We start from the raw sequence: 22,011 nt of genomic DNA, 5'->3' as shown, positions 1-22,011 counted from the left end.
TCCGGACCCGGGAATCCCAAAGGAAGGGCCTTTTCCATCGGCCTTTCCCTTCCGAGGACACTCAGATTCCGCCGAGCTTTTGGAGCCGGGCAAAACCGGCAATGCGCCGTACAGCGGATCCGCGGCACCCAGGGCCCTGAGTGCGCCGCCGCTGCGAGCGACAGTCCTCCCAAGCAGCCCTTGGCAAAGCCATTTCCTCCAAGGCCGTCAAGGATCGAAAAAGGTTTCGCGTCCCCCGGAGTGCTGTAGGTTTGCCCAGCCGAGCAGGCGCCAGCCCAGGGCGCGGGCCGAGCACGACGGCGCACTGTGCGATCCCAGATCCATGGCTCCCCTCGGCAGCGCGCCGTGTGTCCGCCCCAGCGGAGCAAGGATTCATCAGCCCAGGGCAACGCTCCGGGTGGGCAGCCAAACCAGATTCACGCCGCCCTGAAGGGGCGGAGTTCAATGTAGCGTGCCCAACCTTTGCGATGGGGGCATCGGGTGGCGCCCTTTCAGGGCACGGCGAGTTTGCGGGACGGGGTGCTCGGCCCGCGGCCTGGGGCTGTCGGACGGGCTGCGCCGTGGGGGGCGTGGATGGGCCCGTGCGATCCAGTGGACAGCGGGGGGCGCGTTTCGGCGTTGGAGCCCTGGATGCATGAATCCCGAGGGATTCCGTTTTCCCAGGCTCACCCTTGGGGGATTGCGAAACGCTGGCGAGCTTGTCGGGGGTGTTCAAAACCTGAGTTCCCCCGACCAACGTGCTGCTGCGAAACACAATTTGACCCGCTGTGTCGGACCGGACTAAGCTGGAAGCCCGGTCAAGAAAGGACCGGCCAGGCGTATGCGACACACGATTTCCGTGCTGGTGGAAAACCGGTTTGGCGTGCTGACCCGGGTGGCCGGGTTGTTCAGTGGCCGCGGTTACAACATTGACAGTCTCAATGTGGCGCCGACCCAGGACGCCACCGCCTCGCGCATGACCATCGTCACCCGCGGGGACGATGCCACGTTGGAACAGATTGTGAAGCAGTTGCAGAAACTGCCGGACGTGATCGAGGTCCGTGACTTTCGCGAGGGCGAGTTCGTGGACCGCGAGCTGGTCCTGGTGAAGGTGCGGGTGGATTCCACTTCCCGCGCCGAGGTGATGCAGATTACGGACATTTTCCGGGCCAAGATCGTGGACGTGCAACCCCAGAGCCTGACCATCGAGGTGACAGGCGACGAGAGCAAGGTGGAGAAATTCATCGAGTTGATGAAGGCCTTTGGCATTCTCGATCTGACGCGGACCGGCCGGGTGGCCATGCCGCGGAACTGAAGGCCCGGAAGGACGGGTGCCGCGGCGCCTGGATCCCGTTCGGCACCCGGGAGGTCCCACAAGAACCATCGCAACATCGAGGAACCCACGTATGGCGAAGATTGATTTTGGCGGAACGATCGAAGAGGTCATCACGCGCAAGGAGTTCCCGCTGGCCAAAGCCCGCAAAATCCTCAAGGACGAAACGATTGCCGTCATTGGCTACGGCGTCCAGGGGCCGGCCCAGGCGTTGAACCTCAAGGACAACGGCTTTCGCGTCATTGTCGGAAGCCGTTCGGACGGCAAGGGCTGGAAACGCGCACAGGAGGACGGTTGGAAGCCGGGCAAGACCCTCTTTGACATTCCGGAGGCGGTCGAGCGCGGCACAATCATTCAGTTGCTGGTGGCGGATGCGGTGCAAAAGGAGATCTGGCCGGTGGTAAAGCCGCGGCTGAAGGAGGGGGATGCCCTGTATTTCTCGCACGGCTTCGCCATTGTGTATCAAAAGCTGACCGGCGTGGTCCCGCCGCCGTTCGTGGACGTGATCATGGTGGCGCCCAAAGGTTCCGGCACGTCCGTGCGGCGAAATTTCCTCAGCGGCGCCGGGATCAACTCCAGCTTCGCGGTGGCCCAGGACTACACGGGCCGTGCCCGGGAACGTTGCCTGGCCCTGGGGATTGGCATCGGTTCGGGCTACCTGTTCCCCACCACCTTTGAACACGAGGTATTCAGTGATTTGACCGGGGAGCGGGGAGTGCTCATGGGTGCCCTGGCCGGGATCATGGAAGCCCAGTACGAGGTGTTGCGTGCCCATGGCCACACACCCAGCGAAGCGTTCAACGAAACCGTGGAGGAGTTGACGCAGTCGCTCATCCGCCTGGTCGATGAGAAAGGCATGGACTGGATGTACGCCAACTGCTCCGCCACCGCTCAGCGAGGGGCGCTGGACTGGAAACCGCGTTTCAAAAAGGCCGTGTTGCCGGTGTTCAAGGAGCTTTACGAGCGAGTGCGCACCGGCAAAGAGGCGCGCCGCGTCTTGCAGGCCTGCGGCCGACCCGATTACCAGGAACAGCTCCAAAAAGAGCTGAACGCCATGCGGGATTCCGAAATGTGGCGGGCGGGCGCTGCGGTCCGCGCCCTGCGGCCCAAGGAACCTGCGCGCAAGCTCGGCAAGGGCGTCAAGGGCATCGCCGGCCGCGCCAGCAACTGAAACTCCCGCACTCGGCCGGGGCACGCCGGCGGCGGTGCGCGGCTTTCCCGCGCCGGCGCCGAGGTTCTGTCGTTTCCCGGGCCGGGGCCGAGGTCCGCGAACCCGTGGATCCCCCGCGCGGTCTGCGGCGCGCTCGGGACGCGACAAGGCACGGGCTTGAAATCCCGGTTCACCGCGACCAACTTGGCCCGCCATGCACGGACCCCTCTTGATCCGGGATGTGTTGGCGCAGCGCCAGGCGCAACGCCGCGCTGCGGTCTCCTTCGAATTCTTCCCGCCGAAAACCGAGGAAGGCGAACGCACATTTTTCGACGTCACACTGCCCCAATTGGCCGCCCTGAAACCGGACTTTTGTTCGGTGACCTATGGCGCCGGTGGCAGTACCCGCGACAAAACCCTGGCCATCGTGGAGACCATCCAGCGGCGCTACGGGCTGCCCAGCATGGCGCATCTGACCTGCGTCGGCTCGACGGTCGAGCAGTTGCGGGAGATCATTCGTCAGGCCCGGGCGCGTGGCATCGTCAACATCCTGGCCTTGCGCGGGGATCCACCCGCCGGCGCCCGGGAATTCACGCCCCCGCCCGGCGGCTTCACGCACGCGTGGCAACTGGTGCGATTGCTGCGGGAGATGGGCGACTTTTGCATCGGGGTGGCCGGCTTCCCCGAGGGTCATCCCGCCTGTGCGGAGGGCAAGTACGCCGACTGGCGGTATTTGAAGGCCAAGATCGATGCGGGGGCGGATCTGGTGATCACGCAGCTCTTCTTTGACAACGCCGACTTCTGGGAATTCCGGGATTACCTGACGCGACTCGGGGTGCGCGTGCCGATCCTCCCCGGCGTTTTACCCATTCTGGGGTTGCAGCAGGTGCAGCGACTGACGCAGTTGTGCGGGGCCCGGATTCCCGACCCCCTTCGAAGCCGTTTGGAGACCCTGGCCGACGACGAGGAGGGCTCGATTGCCTTTGGCATCGAATACGCCTCGCAACAGTGCCAGGACCTGTTGCGGGGCGGGGTCCCCGGCATCCATTTCTACACGCTGAACCGGGTGCGGTCCACGCGCCAGATTCTGGCCAATCTCGGCCTGGTGTGACATGCTGGGCGCATGACACGCACCGAGGCGCTCGCCCTGTTGCACGAGTGGGTCCACTCCGAGTCCCTGCGCAAGCACGCCCTGGCCGTGGAAGCCGCCATGCGCCATTACGCGCGACGCTTTCAAGAGGACGAGGAGCGCTGGGGCCTGGTGGGACTGCTGCATGACCTGGACTACGAACGTTTTCCCGAGCCTCCCCACCATACACGCGAAGCGGCCCGGGTGCTGCGGCAACGCGGCCTGGACGAGGAATTGGTCGGAGCCATCCTTTCCCACGCTCGCTGGAACCGGGACGAGTATCCCCTGGACCGTCCCTTGCGCCGCGCCCTGTTTGCGGTGGACGAACTGTGCGGGTTTCTGACCGCCGTCGCGTATGTGCGTCCGGAACGACTTCAGGGACTGACGCCGGCCAGTGTGCGCAAGAAGCTCAAACAGAAATCCTTCGCCGCGGGGGTCAGTCGGGAGGACATCGAACAAGGGGCCGCAGGCCTGGGACTGACCCTGGACGAGCACATTGCGGAGGTCATCGCGGCGATGCAGTCGGTGGCGGCAGAGCTCGGACTGGCGGCTCCGCCCGGCCCGACGGCCTGAGGCAATAGAAGGGAGGGCAGGGACACGGGGCCTTGGTGCCCCGCGTGGTCGAAACCGCCGCTTTTTGTTGTGTGTGCCAGGTCTCGGACGCGCAGGGAGCCGCCTGCCTCGAGGCACGGGCGCCGCCGACCGCGACGAGAACTTTACAGAGACGCTGGGGAACACACCCACTCCCGGGACGCGAGAAGGCGCCGGGTTTTTCGTCAAACCACCCGCGCAACTCGTGGGTGGGAAAGGGCGGTCCTTCGACGACACACGTCTTCACACCACCTGCTCCGGAGGGCGCAGGGTTGCGGTGTCCGGACCCATCCACTCCAGTAGTCTGATTCACCGAAGTGGGCCCCGGTTCCGGAAGACCCGACTCGGGCCGAGGAACGCCGCAGCGCTCGGTTGGCAGTTGGAAGCCTGTAGCCCAGGGATTGACCCGTTCTGAGGCCCGGGGGCGCCGGCGGCCGGCCCTCTGTGCCCAAACAGCCTCGGAAATCCGCGGCGCGGCCCACCGGCGGCAGAATCCATTGGCCCGGCAGCGGGGCAGGGCGGACCCCGCATCACTGACTTTCCGATTGGATCACAGGAAGAGTCCCCGCCCTCTCAAGGTCGTCCGTGGGCGGCCAAAAAGAGGCAGGCTCACCGGTCAACCACCCCAGCCGCGTGCGGATCCGGCCAACTTCGGTCCCGAAACACTTCCCGCTTTTCTGTGGGTCGGAATTGCCTACAGTGCCCGGACGTATGTGGGGCACGATTCGTTCGGTGCATTTTGTGGGGATCTGTGGGACGGCGATGGCATCCACGGCCGTGGCCTTGAAGGAACAAGGCCTGACGGTGACCGGCTCGGACCAGAATGCCTATCCGCCGATGTCCACCTTTCTGGCGGAGCACGGCATCGAGGTCATGTCGGGCTATGCCGAGGCCAATCTGGCGCATCGGCCGGACCTGGTGGTTATCGGCAATGCGATTTCCCGGGGCAACCCGGAGGCGGAATACTGCCTGGAGCACAGGCTTCGGTACTGTTCTCTGCCGGAGCTGCTGCGGGAGCAGTTCCTGCGCGGCAAACGCACCATCGTGGTGGCGGGCACGCACGGCAAAACCACCACCACGGCGCTGCTGGCCTGGGTCTTCGAGGTCAACGGGTTGAAGCCGGGCTTCCTCATCGGGGGGTTGCCCCTGAATTTTCAGCGCGGCTGCCGGTTCACCGACAGCGAGTGGTTCATCATCGAAGGCGACGAGTACGACACGGCTTTCTTCGACAAGCGGAGCAAGTTCGTTCACTACCTGCCGGAGTGCGTGATCCTCAACAACCTGGAGTACGACCATGCCGACATCTTTCCGGATTTGACGGCCATCCAGCGTTCGTTCGAACAACTCATCCGCCTCGTGCCCCGCAACGGGGTCCTGCTGGCCAATGGCGACGATCCGAATCTGGCACCCCTGTTGAATGTGCGGTTTTGCCCGGTCCGCCAGTTCGGTTTGGGCGAACACAACGCGGTCCGTGCCTTCAATGTCCAGTTGGGAGCCGGCGCCAGTACGTTTGAGCTGCCCAGCTATCGGTTCCACCTGAATCTCCCGGGCGAGTTCAATGTGCGAAATGCGCTGGCCGTGGTCGCCTGCGCCAAGCACTACGGCCTCTCGAACAAACAAATCCAGGCCGCCTTCGACACCTTCCTCGGTGTGCGCCGTCGCATGGAAGTGCGAGGGGTCGCCGACGGCGTGACCGTGGTGGACGACTTTGGGCACCATCCGACGGCCATTCGGGAAACCCTGGCGGCGCTGCGGCTGAAGTATCCGCGACAGCGTCTGTGGGCCATTTTCGAACCGCGCAGTAACACGACCCGACGCCGTGTCTTTCAAAAGGAGCTCGCGGAGTCCTTTGCGGGAGCCGATTGCGTGGTGGTCGCCCAGGTCGCGCGTCTGGAACAATTGCCCCCCGAAGAACGGTTGAATCCGGAACAACTGATTGCGGATTTGCAAGCCCGGGGAAAGACGGCGGCTTATTTACCCGACGTGGACGCGATTGTTTCGCATGTGGTGCGCCACGCGGAAGGCGGTGACGTCGTGGTGGTTTTCAGCAATGGAGGGTTCGGCGGAATCCATGATAAACTCTTGGACCGTTTGAACCGCCGGGCGGCCCAGAGTCGGGCCCTGGGCCTGGCGTCGCTCGAGCGAGCCCGCGGCCGCGGCCACTAGAGGGGCGGATGCGATGCGGTCTTCCGCGGGCGGGGAAGCCGGTCACAAAACGCTCGCGGCGCCTCGTTGCTCCCGGCTTGGGAGGGTTCCCGAGTGCTGAGTTGCCTCACCGGGTTGGTGCTGCTCGGTGGCCAAATGGACCGGGCCGTGGGGGAACCTAGGGCCTTCGAAAGCCTCCGAGACCGGGCTTCCTCGGAGGTCCGGAGGCCGCTGGTCATTCCGCGACCGATGAATCGGGCAAGAATGGGCAAGAAGCTGGCCAAGAAGGATCCCCGGCCATCCAAAGAAAAGACGAGAGCCGGGAAGGTTTCCCGGCTCAAGTGGTGATGAGGTTTCGACGCCGTCACCCCGGCGCTCAGAAGGGTGGTGCGGCCAACTTGGAGGGTCGCTGTTCGCACCGCACCACAAGTAAAACCTCTATACCAACCCTAAGCGAACAGCGAAGTCTTTCGCGCCGTTCAATCAGTTAGACGGACGAGCCGCCGGAACGTTCAAAATCCAGCGGGACCCCCGGTTGCAGGCTGGTCTTCCCGCCGCTGCGCTGTTGCGCTGGAGCCGCTTACGCCGACAGCAGCCGCTCCACCGTGGGTCACATCCGCCCCGGGTTCCGTAACGGGTTCGGCACGGACGATGTCCTCGTCGAAAGTTGCAACAATTCGATGGCCCGGCGGCACCATCAGGAATTCTTCCGGACGCCAATCACCCTCGAGCCAGCGGTGGAGCAGGCCGAGGTCCCCTTCCCATTCCTCGAACTGCCACCCTTGACGTGCGCAAATGGCTCGCACCTGCGCGGCCAGACCGAGCGATCGGGTGAAATCGAATTCGATGAGCACCCCGTGGGTGTAGTGGGCGGTCCATTCCCGGAGGACCTCCATCAGGGCTCTGGCCTTGCTCTCTCCGTGCTGTCGAGTCCAGGCCTCCCAGTTCGGGAGGGTGGCCCCTTGGGAAAGGATCGGGGTTGCGAGGGCGGATCCGGAGCCTGCCCGGGACCGTTTTTGCGCGCATTCCACCCAGCCGGACGTGAAGTAGTACGTGCCGGGCCGATGGAAAAAGGCCTTCTGGTACCGTTCCTTGGAACCGAGGAAGAAGGTGATACAGTCGTGGGCTCGCGGGACCACCAGGGGCGTGTGCCGGGCGGTGATCCCTTCCAAGAGTCGGCCGCAGAGGCCGTAGCCCAGGAGAATCGCGTCATAGACTCCCGGGGGCACCGCATCCAGCCGTCGCTGGACTTCCAGGCGGCCCCGGGCGGGATGGTCGTGGAGCCCTTGGGACACGAACTCCAGATCGAGCAGGTTTCGACTCCGCGCGGCCAGGTGGCAAATCTCGCGCAGCGCGATCTCACAAGCGATGACCCGAAGATGGCGCGGTGCCGAAGAGGCCGCCGGCACCGGGGGGGCACCGGCGCCGGCGACCGGGTTGGGGGACGGGGAGGAAGTCGCGGTTCCGGCCAGATCGGCCGGGTCTTGCGGGCCGCAGGGCTCGGCATGCGACGTGGGATCAGAAACCTGCATAGTTGGTGCGGGCGGCCTCGGTGACGGCCCAGAGATTGATCGGGATCAAGCTGCGACCGAATTTGAGGAACCGCACGCTGCCGTCAATGAAGGCAAAGTTCGAACCGCCGGAACGGGTCTGCGCACCGGCGCCGGAATGCCGGCTTTGTTCCACCTCCTCCACGTCGTTGCCGTTCCCCTCGTAGAAGTCCATGTAGTAGTGCGGCGAACGGGTCTCCTTTTCTCCGAAGAGAATGGTATCCGAGGGATAACGGACCCAGAGCTCCTTCAACCCCTGCGGATAGTTGGCTTGAACGTAAGCCTGCCAATCGGCCGCGCTCAGGACCGACTGAAAGTAGTCGTTAAACGCGTTGATGAGATAGCTCCGGGGCGCGCCGTCGGCCGGGTAGAGGTTGGTATTGGCCGGCTGGGTGGCCGGGTTGGGCCCGTCACTCGGGCAGACGAGCAACCGCAACTCGCGGTAGTACGGCTGGAGCCGATGCGGCCAACGGCCGTTGACCAACCGGGGCGGAAAGAATCCCTCGTGGTCGTCCACGTACAGCCTCGCGGCCAGGCCCAGTTGGCGCAGGTTGTTGTTGCAGGAGATGCGACGAGCGGTCTCTTTGGCCCTGCCCAGAGCGGGCAGGAGCATGCTGGCGAGAATGGAGATTATGGCGATCACCACCAGCAGCTCGATGAGGGTAAACGCCCGGGCGAGGCGATCCGCCGCTCGGCCGGCCTGAATAGATGTCCCGCGTGTGCGTCCATTCAGACAGGCCATGTCAACCAAGAACATCGTTCTCATCCTCGTCGTGGTGATGCTGTTGGGACTCACTGTCTACCAACTAATGGACTGGTTTCGGCCGGCGGATATTCAAATCGTGCACACGATCCGACCCAATCCGCGGGCCCAGGCCGAGCGTCCGGGGCGGCGGATGGGCCCCACGCGGCTGCCTTATCTGGTCTCCTTTGCGCTGGACCGGCCGGTCCGGCTCAAGGAAGTGCGAGTCGTCCCCACAAGTACACTGGCCACGAACAAATACGCGTCGGGCCTGTGGCACCTGGTGTCGGATTCGAACTCGGTTCCGGTGCGGGCCATCGTGTATGGGCAACCCATCCGCGGGATGCGACCCCATGTGCGGGGGGCATGGGCCGATCCTTTGCAGCCGCAGACAGACTACACGCTGCTGTTGGAATCGGATCAGGGTCGCGTGCGTTACGAGTTTCGCACCCCGGCAAACCTGCCGGTGCCCCGGTGAGACACGTCGGCTGCAAGTGGTGGTGCAAAGACCGGGAGGTTCAAAACGGTGCTTGCGCAGCTGGGCAAGCGGGGAGAACCGCTCCAAAGCTCCTCCAAAAACGCTGCGGGGGTGCCCCGCGACGGACATGTTCCGCCCCTTGCGGGGAAGAGGGCAGTTTTCCTCTCAGGCTGCTTGCGCGGCGGGCGAGCGGATTCGGTCGGGCGGATGAATCGCAGCTCTCTCATCGACCCGGAATTGGAGCCCCGTTTGGGCGGGGCCCGGACCCGGCAGAGCGGCGGCCCGGGGGTAGTGACGGGACCGCGGTGTCGGCCCAATGCGTGCGGGCCACCGGTGAGGGCCGGAGCCGGTGACGGCTGTCCGCGGGGATGTTGGCGGCGGCCCCATGCGCACTGGTGTGCTGCGGCGGACCCGATTTCTCGCTGAAAAGCGGGCGCTTTTCCGGACCGGGGACGCAGGATTGGATCAGCCGAGTTCCTCGACCGGCCCGACGTTGCTGGCCATCTGGCGAAGGGTGGTCTTGAGGATTTTGCCCGTCGCGTTGCGCGGCAGGGTTTCCATGAAAACGATCCGGCGCGGCACCTTGTAGTCGGCCAACCGATCCCGCAGGAATTGGACGATGGGTCTCTCTTCGAGGGTGACGCCTTCGGCCGGGGCCACAAAGGCCAGCGGTTGCTCGCCCCGGCGACGATCCGGAATCCCGATCACCGCGGCCTCCTTGACTCCGGGGTACTGGTAGAGGACCTCTTCGATTTCACGCGGGTACACGTTGATCCCATTGACCAGGATCATGTCCTTCTTCCGGTCGGTGATGTAGAAGTACCCGTCCGCGTCCTGATACCCGATGTCCCCGGTCAACAGCCAGCCGTTGCGCATGACCCTGGCGGTCTCCTCCGGCCGATTCCAGTAGCCCATCATGACGTTGCCGCCGCGCACGCAGATCTCGCCGACGGTGTGATGGGGCAGGAGATTGCCCTGATCGTCCTGGACGGAAACCTCCACGTTGGGAATGGGCAGGCCAATGGAGCCCGGTTTCCGGCGTTCGATGGGATTCTTGGTGACGACGGGGCTGGCTTCGCTCAGTCCGTATCCTTCGAGCAGGGGAATGCCGAACTTGGCCTCGAAGTCTTTGAGCACCTGGACCGGCAGGGGGGCGGCCCCGCTGATGCAAAGCCGCAAGGGCAACGGCGGTTCAATGGGCGCGCTGACCATGGCCCGGTAAAACTGTGGAATGGCCGGCAGAATCGTGGCCTGCCGTTGGAGAATCTCGGCCAGGGCATTCCGGGGCGGATGCAGGGAACGGACCAGCACGATGCTGCCGCCCACCAGCAGCGGCAGCAACACCCCCACGGTGATCATGTAGCTGTGGAACAGCGGCAACAGGACGGCGATCCGATCGGCTTGCACGGTGCGCAGGACCTGCCGACAGCTCTCGACATTGTGGAGCAGGTTGCCGTGGGAAAGCATGGCCCCTTTGGGACGGCCCGTGGTGCCGGAGGTGTAGATGAGCACGGCCAGGTCCTGCGTGGTGCGATTGGCGCCGGGGTTCTCCTGCCCGGCCGGGGCGGGGGCCAGCCAGGCAAACTGTTCGACCGGCAGCAGCTGCAGTTGCGGGTGCACGGCCTGGAGCGCGGGCGCCTGTCGGGCCAGTTCCTCCTCGGTGATGAGCACCCGGATCCCGGCGTCGCCGAGGATGTAGTTGACCTCGTCGGGCTTGAGAAAATTGTTGATCGGAACGGCCACGGCTCCGCTCTGGAGGATGCCGAACAGGGCCGTGATGAATTCCGGTCGGTTTTTGAGCCACAGGCCGACGCGATCGCCGGGCTGCACCCCGAGCCGGGTGGTCAGATGATGGCTGACGGCGCGGCTCTGGTGCCAGAGGGCACGGTACGGGATCTCTTCCAGCCCCCAGAAGACCGCAGTTTTTTCCGGGTGGGCTTCGACGGACGCGGCAAAGGCAGCAGGCAAATTCATATGCATCATGTAGGCTGGTGACACCGTGCCGGGCAAGCGCAACCGGCGGGATGCAGCGCCCGCGGAGGGGGACACGCCCGGGCCGGGCGCGTCACAAGGGAGGGCCTCACGCGGGCCCGGAGGCCGAGGAGGGATGGCCCGGAGCGCCCGGTGCGTCGAGGTCGATGAGGATGTCGCGCGGCTCGGCCCCTTTGCTGGGGCCCACGATGCCGCGTCGTTCCAGTTCGTCCATGATACGGGCGGCGCGGGTGTAGCCGAGGCGCAACCGGCGTTGCAGCAACGACACACTGGCCTTCTGTTCGCTGCGGATGACCTCGATGCATTGCTGGATGAGGGCCTCGTCTTCGTCCGCACCCTCTTCCGTGTCGAGGGCCGAGGTCGGCCTGGACAACTGCTCGTGGATCTCGAGGTCGTAGTTGGGTTTCCCCTGCTTGGCAATGAAGTCCACGATGCGCTGGATTTCCTCGTCCGTGATCAGGGCTCCTTGGGCCCGGATGAGCCTGGCCGAGCCCGGCGGCAGGTAAAGCATGTCGCCCTTGCCCAGGAGTTTTTCGGCGCCCATGGCGTCGAGGATGGTTCGGGAGTCCACGCGGGAGGCGCATTGGAAGGCGATCCGGGCGGAGATGTTGGCCTTGATGACGCCGGTGATGACATCGACGCTGGGCCGTTGGGTGGCCACGATGACATGGATACCCGCGGCCCGGGCCATTTGGGTGATGCGGGCGATGGCCATTTCGACATCGGCCGGCGCGACAAGCATCAGATCGGCCAGCTCGTCGATGATCACCACGATGTAACTGAGTTTGTCGGGGATGATGATGTCCTCCTCGCGGGGCACGACGATTTCCTCGTCCACCTCCACGGCGAAGCCGTCGGCGGCAGGCTCGATTTTTTCACGTCGCGCTTTCAAGGGCAGCTCGGGCTCGCGCTCCGGCAGGGGCTTGTGTCGCGGGCGACTGTTGAACGAGGCGATGTTCCGGACGCCGACGCGCGCGAAGATCTGGTAGCGCTTTTCCATCTCGTTGACCACCCACCGGAGGGCCAGGACCACCTTTTTGGGGTCGGTGACCACGGGCACGACCAGATGCGGCAGCACATTGTACTGTTGGAGCTCCACGACCTTGGGGTCGATCATGACGAACCGGAGCTGATCGGGGGTGAACCGGTAGAGCAGGGAGGCGATGATGGCGTTGATGCAGACGGACTTTCCGGAGCCCGTGCTGCCGGCGATCAGCAGGTGGGGCATCTCGGCCAGGTCGGCGATGATCGGTTGCCCGTACACGTCCTTGCCGAGGGCCAGCGGGATGCGTGCCTTGGTGTTGCGCCATTCGTCCGTCTCCAACAGGTCGCGCATCATCACCTTGGTCTTGACGCGGTTGGGCACTTCCACGCCGACGGAGCTCTTGCCCGGGATGGGGGCCAGCACGTGAATGCGCTCGGCCTTCAGCGCGGCGGTCAGGTTGTTGGTCAGGGCGGTGATCCGCTCCAGTTTGACTCCCGGCGCCGGGTGCAGCTCGTAGCGGGTGATCGTCGGACCCTTGGTGATGTCGCCCAGCTCCACGGGAATGTCGAACTGTGCCAGGGTCTGCTGTATGAGACGCGCATTGGCCAACAGCTCCTCCTTGGATTCGGTGGGCCGGGTCGAGAGATCCGGCGGATGCAAAAAGTCCAGGCTGGGCAACTGGTAATTCCCAATGACGGGCGGGGCGGCCACGGCCAGCGGCTTGGTTTTGCGTGGCCTGGCTCCGGCGGGCTGAGCCGTGGCGGCCACGGCAGGGCCGGGAGGTTCCTTGGCCGGTGTCGGCGGCGCTGCAGCGGCAGGGGGTTCCCCCGTGCCGGGCGCCACGGGCTCGGCGGAGGGGGACGCCGTGGCGGCCGGGGCTGGCGTTGTGCGGGCGGGTTCGCCGGATTCCGGAGGCGCCATTTGTGCCTCGACCGGCGCTGCGGCGGTGTCGGCACCGGCGTGTTCCTGGAGGGGCGCCGTAGCAGGCAGGGTGGCCGTGGGTTTGGGCTGAGGCACACTCAGGTCCCGAATGCGCGGCTCGCGCGGAGGTTTCCGCTCCGACTCCACACCCGCCCGCGCCAGTTCCTCTTGGAGGGCCTGTTTGCGTTCTTCGAGCTCTTGCGCGCGGCGTTCCAGGGCCGCCGCGCTGGTTTCGTAGCGCCGGCGCAGCTGAACCAACGCGTTTCGAATCCACTCGCCGATTTGGAAGTTGGTGAGGTAACAGAGGCTGGCGAGGTAGAGGGCGCTGTAAAGGATGGTGGCTCCCACCGGGCCCACGGTCCAAAACCCGTAATCGTAGCTGATCGACCCCAGCAAGCCCCCCGCGCTGGGGGCCCCGAGCGCCAGACGCCATGTCTTCAACAAGGGCCAACTGTCGGCCAGGTGCAGCAGCCCGGAACCCGACAGCAACAGCACAAGGGCCCAGAGCCAGCGACGCCGCAAAAAGGACAAGGGCGCCCACCAGCACCCCAGTGCCACAAGGAGCAGCGTGGGGGGCAACAGAAAGGCGGTCACACCCAGGAGGAAGAACGTGGCATTGGCCAGATGGGCACCGACAGGGCCGGCCAAATTGTGCACCGGTTGGTTGGGCGGATGGCGATGAATGGCCAGATCGTAGCGGTCGAATGACCACTGCGCGACCAGGAGCAGCAGTGCGAAGGCTGCCAGCACCAGGCCGAGGAGATCCCGCGGGACACGGGACGATTCTGGCTGAGCTGTTTTCCGCGCCATGCAGGCACGCTAGCACGGAAAGGGGGGCGGCGGAAGTCTCCGGAAGGGCTTGTGCCGAGGGCCCTTCTCACGGGGTTGAGCCCTGGTGGGGACCGAAGCTCCCGGCCGGTGTGCTGCGGGGACGGTGCGCCGGGCTCATCCATCCTCGCGGGATGTCTCCGGCTGGGGCCGCTCGGGTGTTGACTGGGATCCCGGGGCGGGTGTCGCGGGTCTTGCGGAGCCTCCCGCCGGCGCCCTGGGTCGTAACTGAGGAAACAGAATGACGTCGCGAATGCTTTCCTGACCGAGCAGGGTCATGCAGAGCCGGTCGATGCCCATGCCCATGCCGCCCGCCGGGGGCATGCCATGCTCCAGAGCCACAAGAAAATCTTCGTCGAGTTTTTGTCGTTCCCCGCCGGCCTGATGTTCGAGCCGCTCCCGTTGTTCGATGGGGTCGTTTTGTTCGGTGTAGGCCGGGGCCAGTTCCTGCCCGTTCATGCAGAGTTCGAAAACCTCGACCGTGGACGGATCCTCAGGCGAGAGTTTGGCCAGCGGGATGAGTTCCTTGGGCAGGTGGGTGACAAAAACGGGCTGGATTAGGGTGGGCTCGATGAGCTTTTCGAACACGGCCTGGGTGACTTCGAAGTCCTCGTAGTCGGGGCCGATCTCGGCACCCCACTGGAGAGCCCGTTCCCGGCGCTGCTGGGGCGTCAGATCGAACCAGTCGCTGCCCGCCCGCTCGCGCACCAGATCCTTGTAGCGGACGCGCGGCCACGGCGGAGTGAGGTCGATGGTACGGACGACCCGGCCCTCGGGGTTGCGGTGTTCCAGCCGCAGCGTGCCGAGCACGGTTTGCGCCACGTGCACAATCATGCTCTGGACCAGTTCCATCATGGTCTCGTAATCCCCGTAGGCCTGGTAGGCTTCCAGCATGGTGAACTCCGGGTTGTGCCGGCGCGAAATCCCCTCGTTGCGGAAGGTGCGGCCCAACTCGAAGACGCGATCGAACCCGCCCACAAGGAGGCGCTTGAGGGGGAGCTCCAGGGCGATGCGCAGGTAGAACTCGCAGCCCAGGGCATTGTGCCACGTTTTAAAGGGGCGCGCCGCCGCGCCGCCGGGGATGGGCTGCAGGATGGGGGTCTCGACCTCCACGTAACCCCGGCTGTGTAGAAAATCCCGGATGGTGCGGATGATCTGGCTGCGTTTGAGAAACAGGTCTTTGACCTCCGGATTGGCGATGAGATCGAGGTAGCGCTGGCGATATCGGATCTCGGTGTCTTCCAGGCCGTGCCACTTGGCCGGCGGCGGCCGCAAGGCCTTGGCCAGGAGGACACACTCCATGGCCTTCACGGAGATTTCCCCGGTGCGAGTGGTGAACAGGGTGCCCCGCACCCCGAGGAAGTCGCCGAGGTCCAGGTGCTTGAGCAGGTCGTAGGCATCGTCGCCGACGACGTTTTTTTGTGCATAGATCTGAATGCGCCCGCTGCCGTCCCGGAGGTCCAGGAACAGGCTCTTGCCCATGTCGCGGTGGGCCGTCACGCGACCGGCCACCGCCACGCTCAGACCCTCCACATAGTGGGTGCGGGCCTCGGCACAGGTGTGCGAAGGGCTGAACTTGTTGCGGAACGGGTCCAGGCCGCGCGCCCGAAGCGCGGCCAGCTTCGCCTTGCGCTGTTCGATCAGGGCATTGGTCTCGTCCATAGGCTGCCGGGGATGAAACACGAGTCGGACCGGAAAACCAAGTGCCGGGTGCGGGCGCGGGTTGGTGCATTGCGGCGGGAGGCGGCGGGCTCTACATTGAGCCGGTCATGAACGACGCACTGCAGGCTTCGTTGGTCGAGTTGATCCGGCGGACCTCGGCGGAAATGCCCGACGACGTGCAGCGGGCGATTTTGTCGGCGCTGGAGCAGGAGCAGAAGGGCACGATCGCCGAGTCGGCCATGAAAATCATCCAGGCCAACATCGAGCTGGCACGGCGCAAGTCCCAACCGATTTGCCAGGACACCGGCAGCATCCTCTTCTATGTGGATTGTCCGGTGGCGTACGACCAGATCGCCTTCGAGGAAACGGCCCGGGAGGCGGTGAAACTGGCCACCCGCAAGGGTTATTTGCGCCAGAACTCCGTGGACTCGCTGACCGGCAAGAACGACGGGACCAACGTGGGGCCCGGCTCGCCCACGATCCATTTCCACCAGCACCGCTCTCCGGAGATTCTGGTGCGGTTGATCCTGAAGGGCGGCGGCTGCGAAAACGTCGGCGCGCAATACTCGTTGCCTGACGAGAGCCTCCAGGCCAACCGGGACCTGGCCGGCGTGCGAAGGGTCATCCTGGACGCGGTGCTGCAGGCCCAGGGCAAAGGATGCGGTCCCGGCGTGTTGGGCGTGTGCATTGGCGGGGATCGCGCCACCGGCTACGAGTTCAGCAAGCAACAGTTCCTGCGCCGGCTGGACGACCGCAATCCGAACCCGGTCCTCGACCGACTGGAACAGGACATTGTACGCACCGCCAACGAGCTGGGCATCGGGCCCATGGGCTTCGGAGGACGCACGACGCTGCTGGGGGCCAAGATTTGTGCCGTCAACCGTCTGCCGGCGTCGTTCTTCGTCAGTGTCAGTTACATGTGCTGGGCGTATCGCCGACAGGGGGTCAAGCTCGACGCGGAGGGCCGGATCCTGGAGTGGCTGTACTGACCCGGTCCCTGCGGGGTCGGCGGGCCCGTGACGGAGGCGGCCGGCTCAGAGTTTCAAGGCCCGGAACCGCCGGGGCAGGTGCCGGAAGTGAAACTCCAGGGAGCAGAGCCGCTCCAGTTCACCCGGCTCGAAATGACGGGCCACTTCGGGATCGCTGCGCAGCGTCTTCAGAAAATCCGCGTCATCGCGCCCGGCCTGTTTGACCTGCCACGTCTTCATGGCGTTGCGCTGTACTAGGGCGTACGCCTCCTCCCGCGTCAGGCCCTTGCGAATCAGGGCCAGCAACACGGTCTGGCTGTGCCACATCCCCAGCGAAAGCGCCAGATTCCGTCGCATGTTTTCGGGATACACCTGGAGACCCTCCATGAGACGGCGCAGCCGGTCGAGCATGTAATCCGCGAGCATGCAGGAGTCCGGAAAGATGACCCGCTCGACCGAGCTGTGGCTGATGTCGCGTTCGTGCCAGAGGGCGACATTCTCCAGGGCAGCCATGGCGTTGGTGCGGAGGAGACGGGCCAGACCGGTGAGTCGTTCCCAGGTGATGGGATTGCGTTTGTGGGGCATGGCACTGCTGCCTTTCTGGCCGCGGCCGAAGGGTTCTTCCGCCTCGAGCACCTCGGTGCGCTGCAAATGCCGGAATTCGACCGCCCATCGCTCGATGCTGGCCCCCAACAGGGCCAACACGGTCTGAAACTCGGCATGCAGGTCCCGCGGGACCACCTGGGTCGCCACGGGTGCCGGTCGGAGACCCAGCTTGCGGCACACATGGACTTCCACGCGGGGCGGAAGATGCGCGCTGGTGCCCACGGCGCCGCTGAGTTTGCCGACCGCCACGGCTTCCCGCACCGACTCCAGCCGGCGCCGTGCCCGACGGAACTCGTCGTACATGCCGGCCAGTTTGAATCCGAAGGTGATGGGTTCGGCATGGATGCCGTGACTGCGCCCGATGCACGGGGTGGCTTTGTGTTCGCGCACACGGCGGGCGATGACAGGCAGCAGCGCGTCCAGGTCGGCCAGCAACAGGTCGGCGCTTTGCACCATCTGCACCGCAAAGGCCGTGTCCAGCACGTCACTGGAGGTCAGACCGTAATGCAGCCAGCGGCTGGCGCGGTGAGCGATCTTCTCCGCCACGGCCGTGGTAAAGGCGATCACGTCGTGCTGGAGCGTCTCTTCCAACTCGCGCTGCCGCGCCAGCAGCCCGGGGAGGTCCTTTTGACAAGCGCGACAGCCGGCGCGGATGCGTTCGAAATCGCTCGCGGGCACGATGCCCTCCCGGACCAGGGCCTCGGCCGTCAGCAGCTCGATCTCCAGCCAGAGCCGCAGCTTGTTTTCTTCCGACCAGATGGCCCGCATTTCGGGCCGTGAATAGCGCTCGATCATGCCGGCATGATCAGGAGAGGCAGCGAACGGGGCAAACGCGAAAGCGCAGCGTCGATGGGCCGGTCCTGTAGCCTCTCTCCAGGCCGCCTGTGGTCCGGCCCCGCGCCAGAAGAGCCACCCCGGGTGTGACCAGGTTGGTCCCGGACCGGACACGGGCAGCGAAAACACCGAGCCCGGGCTGCGCGGCTTTGGCGGATCGGATTCCCGCCGCTCGACGCGAGGTCGGGCGCCTCTGCGACGAGAGGACGGGCTTTTCCGCCAGGCCGCGGCCGCATTCAGGGCCCGGCCAGGGAGCCGATGCGCTCCGCGGGCTTTGCCCTTGCTGCCAGCGGAGGGTTGCGCTAGCTAGCCGGGCGTGGGCCGGACATTTTGGCAACCGGTGGAGGGCATCATTCCCCCCTTGGTCACGCCACTGGCGGGGCCGGAGACCCTGGACCACGAGGGATTGGCACGTCTGGTGGAGCGGGTGATCGCGGGCGGGGTGAGCGCCCTGTTTATTCTCGGCACCTCTGGCGAGGCACCCTGCCTGAGTTACCGCCTGCGGCGCGAGCTGATTCAACGGGTCTGTGCTCTGGCGCGGGATCGACTACCGGTGTGGGTGGGCATCACGGACACGGCCATGGCGGAGGCCGTTTCGCTGGGTCGGTTCGCGGCGGAAGCCGGGGCCCGGGCGCTGGTGACCGCCCCTCCGTATTACTTCCCGGCCGGTCAGCCCGAGCTGGTCCATTTCATCCGGCAATTGGTGGCACAACTGCCCCTGCCCCTGATTCTCTACAACATGCCGCAGATGACCAAGGTCCGATTCGAACTGGACACCCTGGCACAATTGATGGAGTTGGAACCGGTCGTGGGATTGAAAGACAGCTCGGGGGACATGGAGTACTTCGCGCGCGCCGTGGAGTTGGCTCGGCGCCGGCCCGATTGGCGGGTGTGGGTGGGCCCGGAGGAATGCCTCTGGGAGGCGCTGCGCCGGGGAGGACACGGCGGCATCAACGGGGGCGCCCAGATCGTTCCGCAATGGTTCGTGGGGCTCACCGAGGCCCACCGCGCCGGCGACGAGACCCGGGCTGCGGAGCTGCAACAAAAGATTCTCCGGTTGGGCGCGATCTACCGGGTGGAGCGACACGCATCGGCGGTGGTGAAAGGTTTGAAATGCGCACTGTCGCTGCTCGGTGTCTGTCGGGATGACATGGCGCCCCCGTTCGAGAGTTTTCGCCCGCCGGAACGCGCCCGGGTCCGGGCGATCTTGGAGGAACTGGGGCTGCTGGAGCCCCAGCCGGGCGCGATGCCGTCCAGACCATGAACGTCCGGGGCTTCGAACGACCAATCACTCGCGGACCCGGGGGGCGCATCCTCACCCACACCCGCGTCTGGTCACCGGACGGTCAATGGCTGGTGTACGACACCCGCAGCGATCCCGCCGGAGACGTGTTCGACGGCCTCACCATCGAGATGGTGCACGTGGAGACCGGCGAGGTGCGGGAATTGTTTCGGGCGCGAAACGGGGCGCACTGTGGTGTGGCCACTTTTCATCCCTTTGCGGACCGTGTGGTGTTTCTTGAGGGCCCGGAACATCCCACCGCGGACTGGTCGTATGGTCCGGCGCATCGGCAGGGACGGATCGTGGAGCTGAGTCAAACCGGCCGGGCGCTTCCGTTGGATGCGCGGGACCTGGGGCCGCCGTTTACCCCGGGAGCCCTGCGGGGAGGCACCCATCTTCACGTCTGGGATGGCCAGGGCGAATGGATCAGCTTTACTTACGAGGATCATCCGTGCAGCCGGTTCCCGAATCCCACCCCCGAGCAGGACGTCAACCAGCGGAACGTGGGAGTGAGCGTGCCGGTCCCGGATGGGGTGCGAGTGCCGCGAACGCATCCGCGGAACCACGATGGAACACACTTCAGTGTGCTGGTGACGCGTACGACCGGGCTGCCACGGCCCGGGTCCGACGACATCGTGCGGGCATGCGAAGAAGGCTGGGTCGGGGTGCGGGGCTACGTGCGGCCGGACGGGTCCCGGCAACGCCGCGCGCTGGCGTTTCAGGGCACCGTTCTGACTGCTGGAGGCCGGCGGGTGTCGGAGGTCTTCATTGTGGACCTGCCGGAAGATGTGACGCGGCCGGGAACGGGACCTCTGGCCGGCACGGAGCGACGCCTGCCCCGCCCGCCCGAAGGGACGGTCCAGCGCCGGCTCACCTTCACCACCGAACGCAGGTATCCGGGCCTGCAAGGGCCGCGGCATTGGCTGGAGAGTTCCCCCGACGGCTGCCAGATCGCCTTTCTCATGAAAGACGACGCCGGCGTGGTCCAGCTTTGGACGGTCTCTCCGTGGGGCGGGCCACCCCGACAGGTGACGCACAATCCATGGCCAATTGCCAGCGCGTTGAGCTGGCATCCGACCGGCTCGTGGGTGGCGCACGTCATGGACGGCTCGGTGTGCGTGACGAACGTGGCGACGGGCCGAACCTGCCGGCTGACCGGCCGAAGGGACGGTCCTGCCGCACCGCGGCCGGAGGCCTGCGTGTTTTCCCCGGACGGTCGGCGCATTGCCTTCGTGCGACCGGAACGAATATCGGACCGGTGGTACAACCAAATCTGCGTGGTGGAATGGGAGGTGGCATGAACGAACCGGGCCTGCCCGTCTTGGATCTGTGCGTCCTGGGGCTTTACCTGGCTGGAATGGTCGGGATGGGTTGGGCCTTCCGTCGGCGCAGTGCTTCCAGCGATCAGTTCATGCGGGCCGGGGGACGAGTGCCCGGATGGGCCGTGGGCCTCTCCATCTTCGGCACCTACGTTTCCAGCATCAGCTTTCTGGCGCTGCCGGGCAAAGCGGTGGCCGAGAACTGGAATCCCTTTGTGTTCAGTCTGAGCCTGCCCGTGGCGGCGTGGGTCGCCACGCGGTGGTTTGTGCCGTTTTTTCGCGCACGCGGGGAGGTGTCGGCCTACCATCACCTGGAGAGCCGCTTCGGACCCTGGGCCCGCTCTTACGCCGCCCTTTGTTATGTGCTGACGCAGCTGGCGCGGATGGGGACGATTCTGTATTTGCTGGCCCTTGCCCTGGCGCCGTTGACCGGCTGGAGCGTGCCCACGGTGATTCTGGTCACCGGGTTGGTGACGCTGTTTTATGCCTGGATGGGCGGGATCGAGGCCGTGGTGTGGGCCGACGTGATCCAAAGCGTGGTGCTGTTGGCCGGGGCGCTGTGCTGCCTGGTTTTGCTGGTGGTCGGACTGCCCGGCGGCGTGGGACAGCTCGTGCGCGTGGCGGCGGAACACGACAAGTTCAGCCTGGGCAGTTTTGGTGTCACGCCGGGGGAAGCGACGTTTTGGGTCGTGCTGCTGTACGGACTGTTCATCAACCTGCAGAACTTTGGGATCGATCAGAACTACGTCCAACGATACGCGGTGGCGTGCTCGGAACAGGCCGCCCGGCGGAGCGTATGGTTGGGGGCCTGGCTGTATCTGCCGACCTCTGCGCTGTTCTTGCTGATCGGCACGGCGCTGTTCGTCCGTTACACGGTTCAGCCGGAGCTCTGGGGAGACCCGACGCCGTGGCTGGCGCGGCCGGACGCCGTGTTTCCTCATTTCTTGCGCACTGGGCTGCCCGCCGGAGTCACGGGTTTGGTGGTGGCGGCGCTGTTTGCAGCGGCCCAGTCGACCCTGTCGAGTTCGATCAATGGCTGTGCCACGCTGACATTGTGTGACGGGTATCGGCGGTATCTCCGACCGGAAGCCGGTGAACGGGAATCGATGTGGGTGTTGCGGGGTGCCACCGTCCTGTATGGCTTGGGAGGCATCGCGACGGCGCTGGCCATGACCCGAGTGAAAAGTGCCCTGGACGCCTGGTGGCAGTTGGCCAGCGTGTTCAGCGGCGGGATGTTGGGGCTTTTTCTGCTGGGACTGCTGGCCCGTGGGGCTCGAGGCACCGCAGCCGCGGTGGGCGTGGGCGCCGGCGTGCTGGTGATCGCATGGATCAGCCTGTCGCGTTATTTGCCCGCCAGCTGGCGGAGTCCATTCCACGAATTCCTCGCCGTGGTTGCGGGTACCTTGGCGATTCTGGCCGTGGGATGGCTTTGGGGCATGGTGACCGGACGGGTGAGAGCCCGGCCGACTCCTGAGCAACCGGTTGCTTCGCCGGACGAAGGCGGCAGGTCGTAATCC

Annotated in this window: 16 protein-coding genes; 10 read left to right on the top strand and 6 right to left on the bottom strand. The window is 65.4% G+C overall.

What is annotated here, in order from left to right; genetic code table 11:
• Nucleotides 1-820: 820 nt before the first annotated feature.
• From ilvN to mpl, 5 genes are all read left to right on the top strand, one after another.
• Nucleotides 821-1,294 carry an acetolactate synthase small subunit gene (ilvN, locus tag ACPDIT_RS02790; protein ID WP_423441333.1) on the top strand — a complete coding sequence of 158 codons (474 nt, stop codon included), beginning with the start codon at nt 821-823 and terminating at the stop codon, nt 1,292-1,294.
• Between the two features lie 91 nt (nt 1,295-1,385).
• Entirely contained in the window at nt 1,386-2,483 is a 1,098-nt protein-coding gene (ilvC, locus tag ACPDIT_RS02785) for a ketol-acid reductoisomerase (RefSeq protein WP_423441331.1), read from the top strand.
• A gap of 193 nt (nt 2,484-2,676) precedes the next feature.
• Nucleotides 2,677-3,573, top strand: a complete 897-nt coding sequence (gene metF / locus ACPDIT_RS02780) for a methylenetetrahydrofolate reductase [NAD(P)H] (protein WP_423441329.1) — start codon at nt 2,677-2,679, stop codon at nt 3,571-3,573.
• A gap of 12 nt (nt 3,574-3,585) precedes the next feature.
• On the top strand, nt 3,586-4,164 hold the full coding sequence (locus ACPDIT_RS02775; protein WP_423441327.1) for an HD domain-containing protein: 579 nt from the start codon (nt 3,586-3,588) through the stop codon (nt 4,162-4,164).
• A 729-nt stretch (nt 4,165-4,893) separates the two neighbouring features.
• Nucleotides 4,894-6,348, top strand: coding sequence for a UDP-N-acetylmuramate:L-alanyl-gamma-D-glutamyl-meso-diaminopimelate ligase (mpl, locus tag ACPDIT_RS02770; protein WP_423441325.1), 1,455 nt, complete (start codon nt 4,894-4,896; stop codon nt 6,346-6,348).
• A gap of 491 nt (nt 6,349-6,839) precedes the next feature.
• On the opposite strand, the gene ACPDIT_RS02765 is transcribed toward mpl, so the two are convergent.
• Together ACPDIT_RS02765 and ACPDIT_RS02760 are read right to left on the bottom strand one after the other, a co-directional pair.
• On the bottom strand, nt 6,840-7,859 hold the full coding sequence (locus ACPDIT_RS02765) for a DUF1638 domain-containing protein (RefSeq protein WP_423441323.1): 1,020 nt from the start codon (nt 7,857-7,859) through the stop codon (nt 6,840-6,842).
• A complete protein-coding gene (locus tag ACPDIT_RS02760) occupies nt 7,846-8,634 on the bottom strand; it encodes a DUF1559 domain-containing protein (RefSeq protein WP_423441321.1) in 789 nt (262 codons plus the stop codon). The genes ACPDIT_RS02765 and ACPDIT_RS02760 overlap by 14 nt, the downstream gene beginning before the upstream one ends.
• On the opposite strand from ACPDIT_RS02760, the gene ACPDIT_RS02755 reads away from it, so the two are divergent.
• The gene (locus tag ACPDIT_RS02755; protein WP_423441320.1) at nt 8,618-9,097 is read left to right on the top strand and encodes a hypothetical protein; all 480 of its coding nucleotides are present in this window, start codon (nt 8,618-8,620) and stop codon (nt 9,095-9,097) included. The genes ACPDIT_RS02760 and ACPDIT_RS02755 overlap by 17 nt on opposite strands.
• Before the next feature lie 465 nt (nt 9,098-9,562).
• Here the strand turns inward: ACPDIT_RS02755 and ACPDIT_RS02750 are convergent, their stop codons facing one another.
• From ACPDIT_RS02750 to lysS, 3 genes are all read right to left on the bottom strand, one after another.
• On the bottom strand, nt 9,563-11,071 hold the full coding sequence (locus ACPDIT_RS02750; RefSeq protein WP_423441318.1) for a long-chain-fatty-acid--CoA ligase: 1,509 nt from the start codon (nt 11,069-11,071) through the stop codon (nt 9,563-9,565).
• Nucleotides 11,072-11,177: 106 nt separating this feature from the next.
• The gene (locus tag ACPDIT_RS02745; RefSeq protein ID WP_423441317.1) at nt 11,178-13,805 is read right to left on the bottom strand and encodes a DNA translocase FtsK 4TM domain-containing protein; all 2,628 of its coding nucleotides are present in this window, start codon (nt 13,803-13,805) and stop codon (nt 11,178-11,180) included.
• 135 nt (nt 13,806-13,940) lie between these two features.
• Entirely contained in the window at nt 13,941-15,485 is a 1,545-nt protein-coding gene (gene lysS / locus ACPDIT_RS02740; protein ID WP_423441316.1) for a lysine--tRNA ligase, read from the bottom strand.
• Nucleotides 15,486-15,592: 107 nt separating this feature from the next.
• Here lysS and ACPDIT_RS02735 point away from each other — a divergent pair, with 107 nt between their 5' ends.
• Nucleotides 15,593-16,474: a fumarate hydratase gene (locus ACPDIT_RS02735; RefSeq protein WP_423441315.1), complete on the top strand. Its 882-nt coding sequence runs from the start codon at nt 15,593-15,595 to the stop codon at nt 16,472-16,474.
• A 45-nt stretch (nt 16,475-16,519) separates the two neighbouring features.
• Here the strand turns inward: ACPDIT_RS02735 and purB are convergent, their stop codons facing one another.
• The gene (gene purB, locus ACPDIT_RS02730) at nt 16,520-17,854 is read right to left on the bottom strand and encodes an adenylosuccinate lyase (RefSeq protein ID WP_423441313.1); all 1,335 of its coding nucleotides are present in this window, start codon (nt 17,852-17,854) and stop codon (nt 16,520-16,522) included.
• Nucleotides 17,855-18,209: 355 nt separating this feature from the next.
• On the opposite strand from purB, the gene ACPDIT_RS02725 reads away from it, so the two are divergent.
• Genes ACPDIT_RS02725 through ACPDIT_RS02715 form a run of 3 tightly spaced genes read left to right on the top strand, consistent with a single transcriptional unit; the run spans nt 18,210 to nt 22,008 of the window.
• The gene (locus tag ACPDIT_RS02725; protein ID WP_423441311.1) at nt 18,210-19,157 is read left to right on the top strand and encodes a dihydrodipicolinate synthase family protein; all 948 of its coding nucleotides are present in this window, start codon (nt 18,210-18,212) and stop codon (nt 19,155-19,157) included.
• On the top strand, nt 19,154-20,476 hold the full coding sequence (locus ACPDIT_RS02720; RefSeq protein ID WP_423441309.1) for a DUF3748 domain-containing protein: 1,323 nt from the start codon (nt 19,154-19,156) through the stop codon (nt 20,474-20,476). The genes ACPDIT_RS02725 and ACPDIT_RS02720 overlap by 4 nt, the downstream gene beginning before the upstream one ends.
• On the top strand, nt 20,473-22,008 hold the full coding sequence (locus tag ACPDIT_RS02715) for a sodium:solute symporter (RefSeq protein ID WP_423441308.1): 1,536 nt from the start codon (nt 20,473-20,475) through the stop codon (nt 22,006-22,008). The genes ACPDIT_RS02720 and ACPDIT_RS02715 overlap by 4 nt, the downstream gene beginning before the upstream one ends.
• The last annotated feature ends 3 nt before the right edge of the window (nt 22,009-22,011 follow it).

This window comes from Limisphaera sp. VF-2 (genome assembly GCF_049537125.1).
Lineage (GTDB): Bacteria > Verrucomicrobiota > Verrucomicrobiia > Limisphaerales > Limisphaeraceae > Limisphaera.
This window is presented reverse-complemented; position numbering and strand designations above follow the sequence as displayed.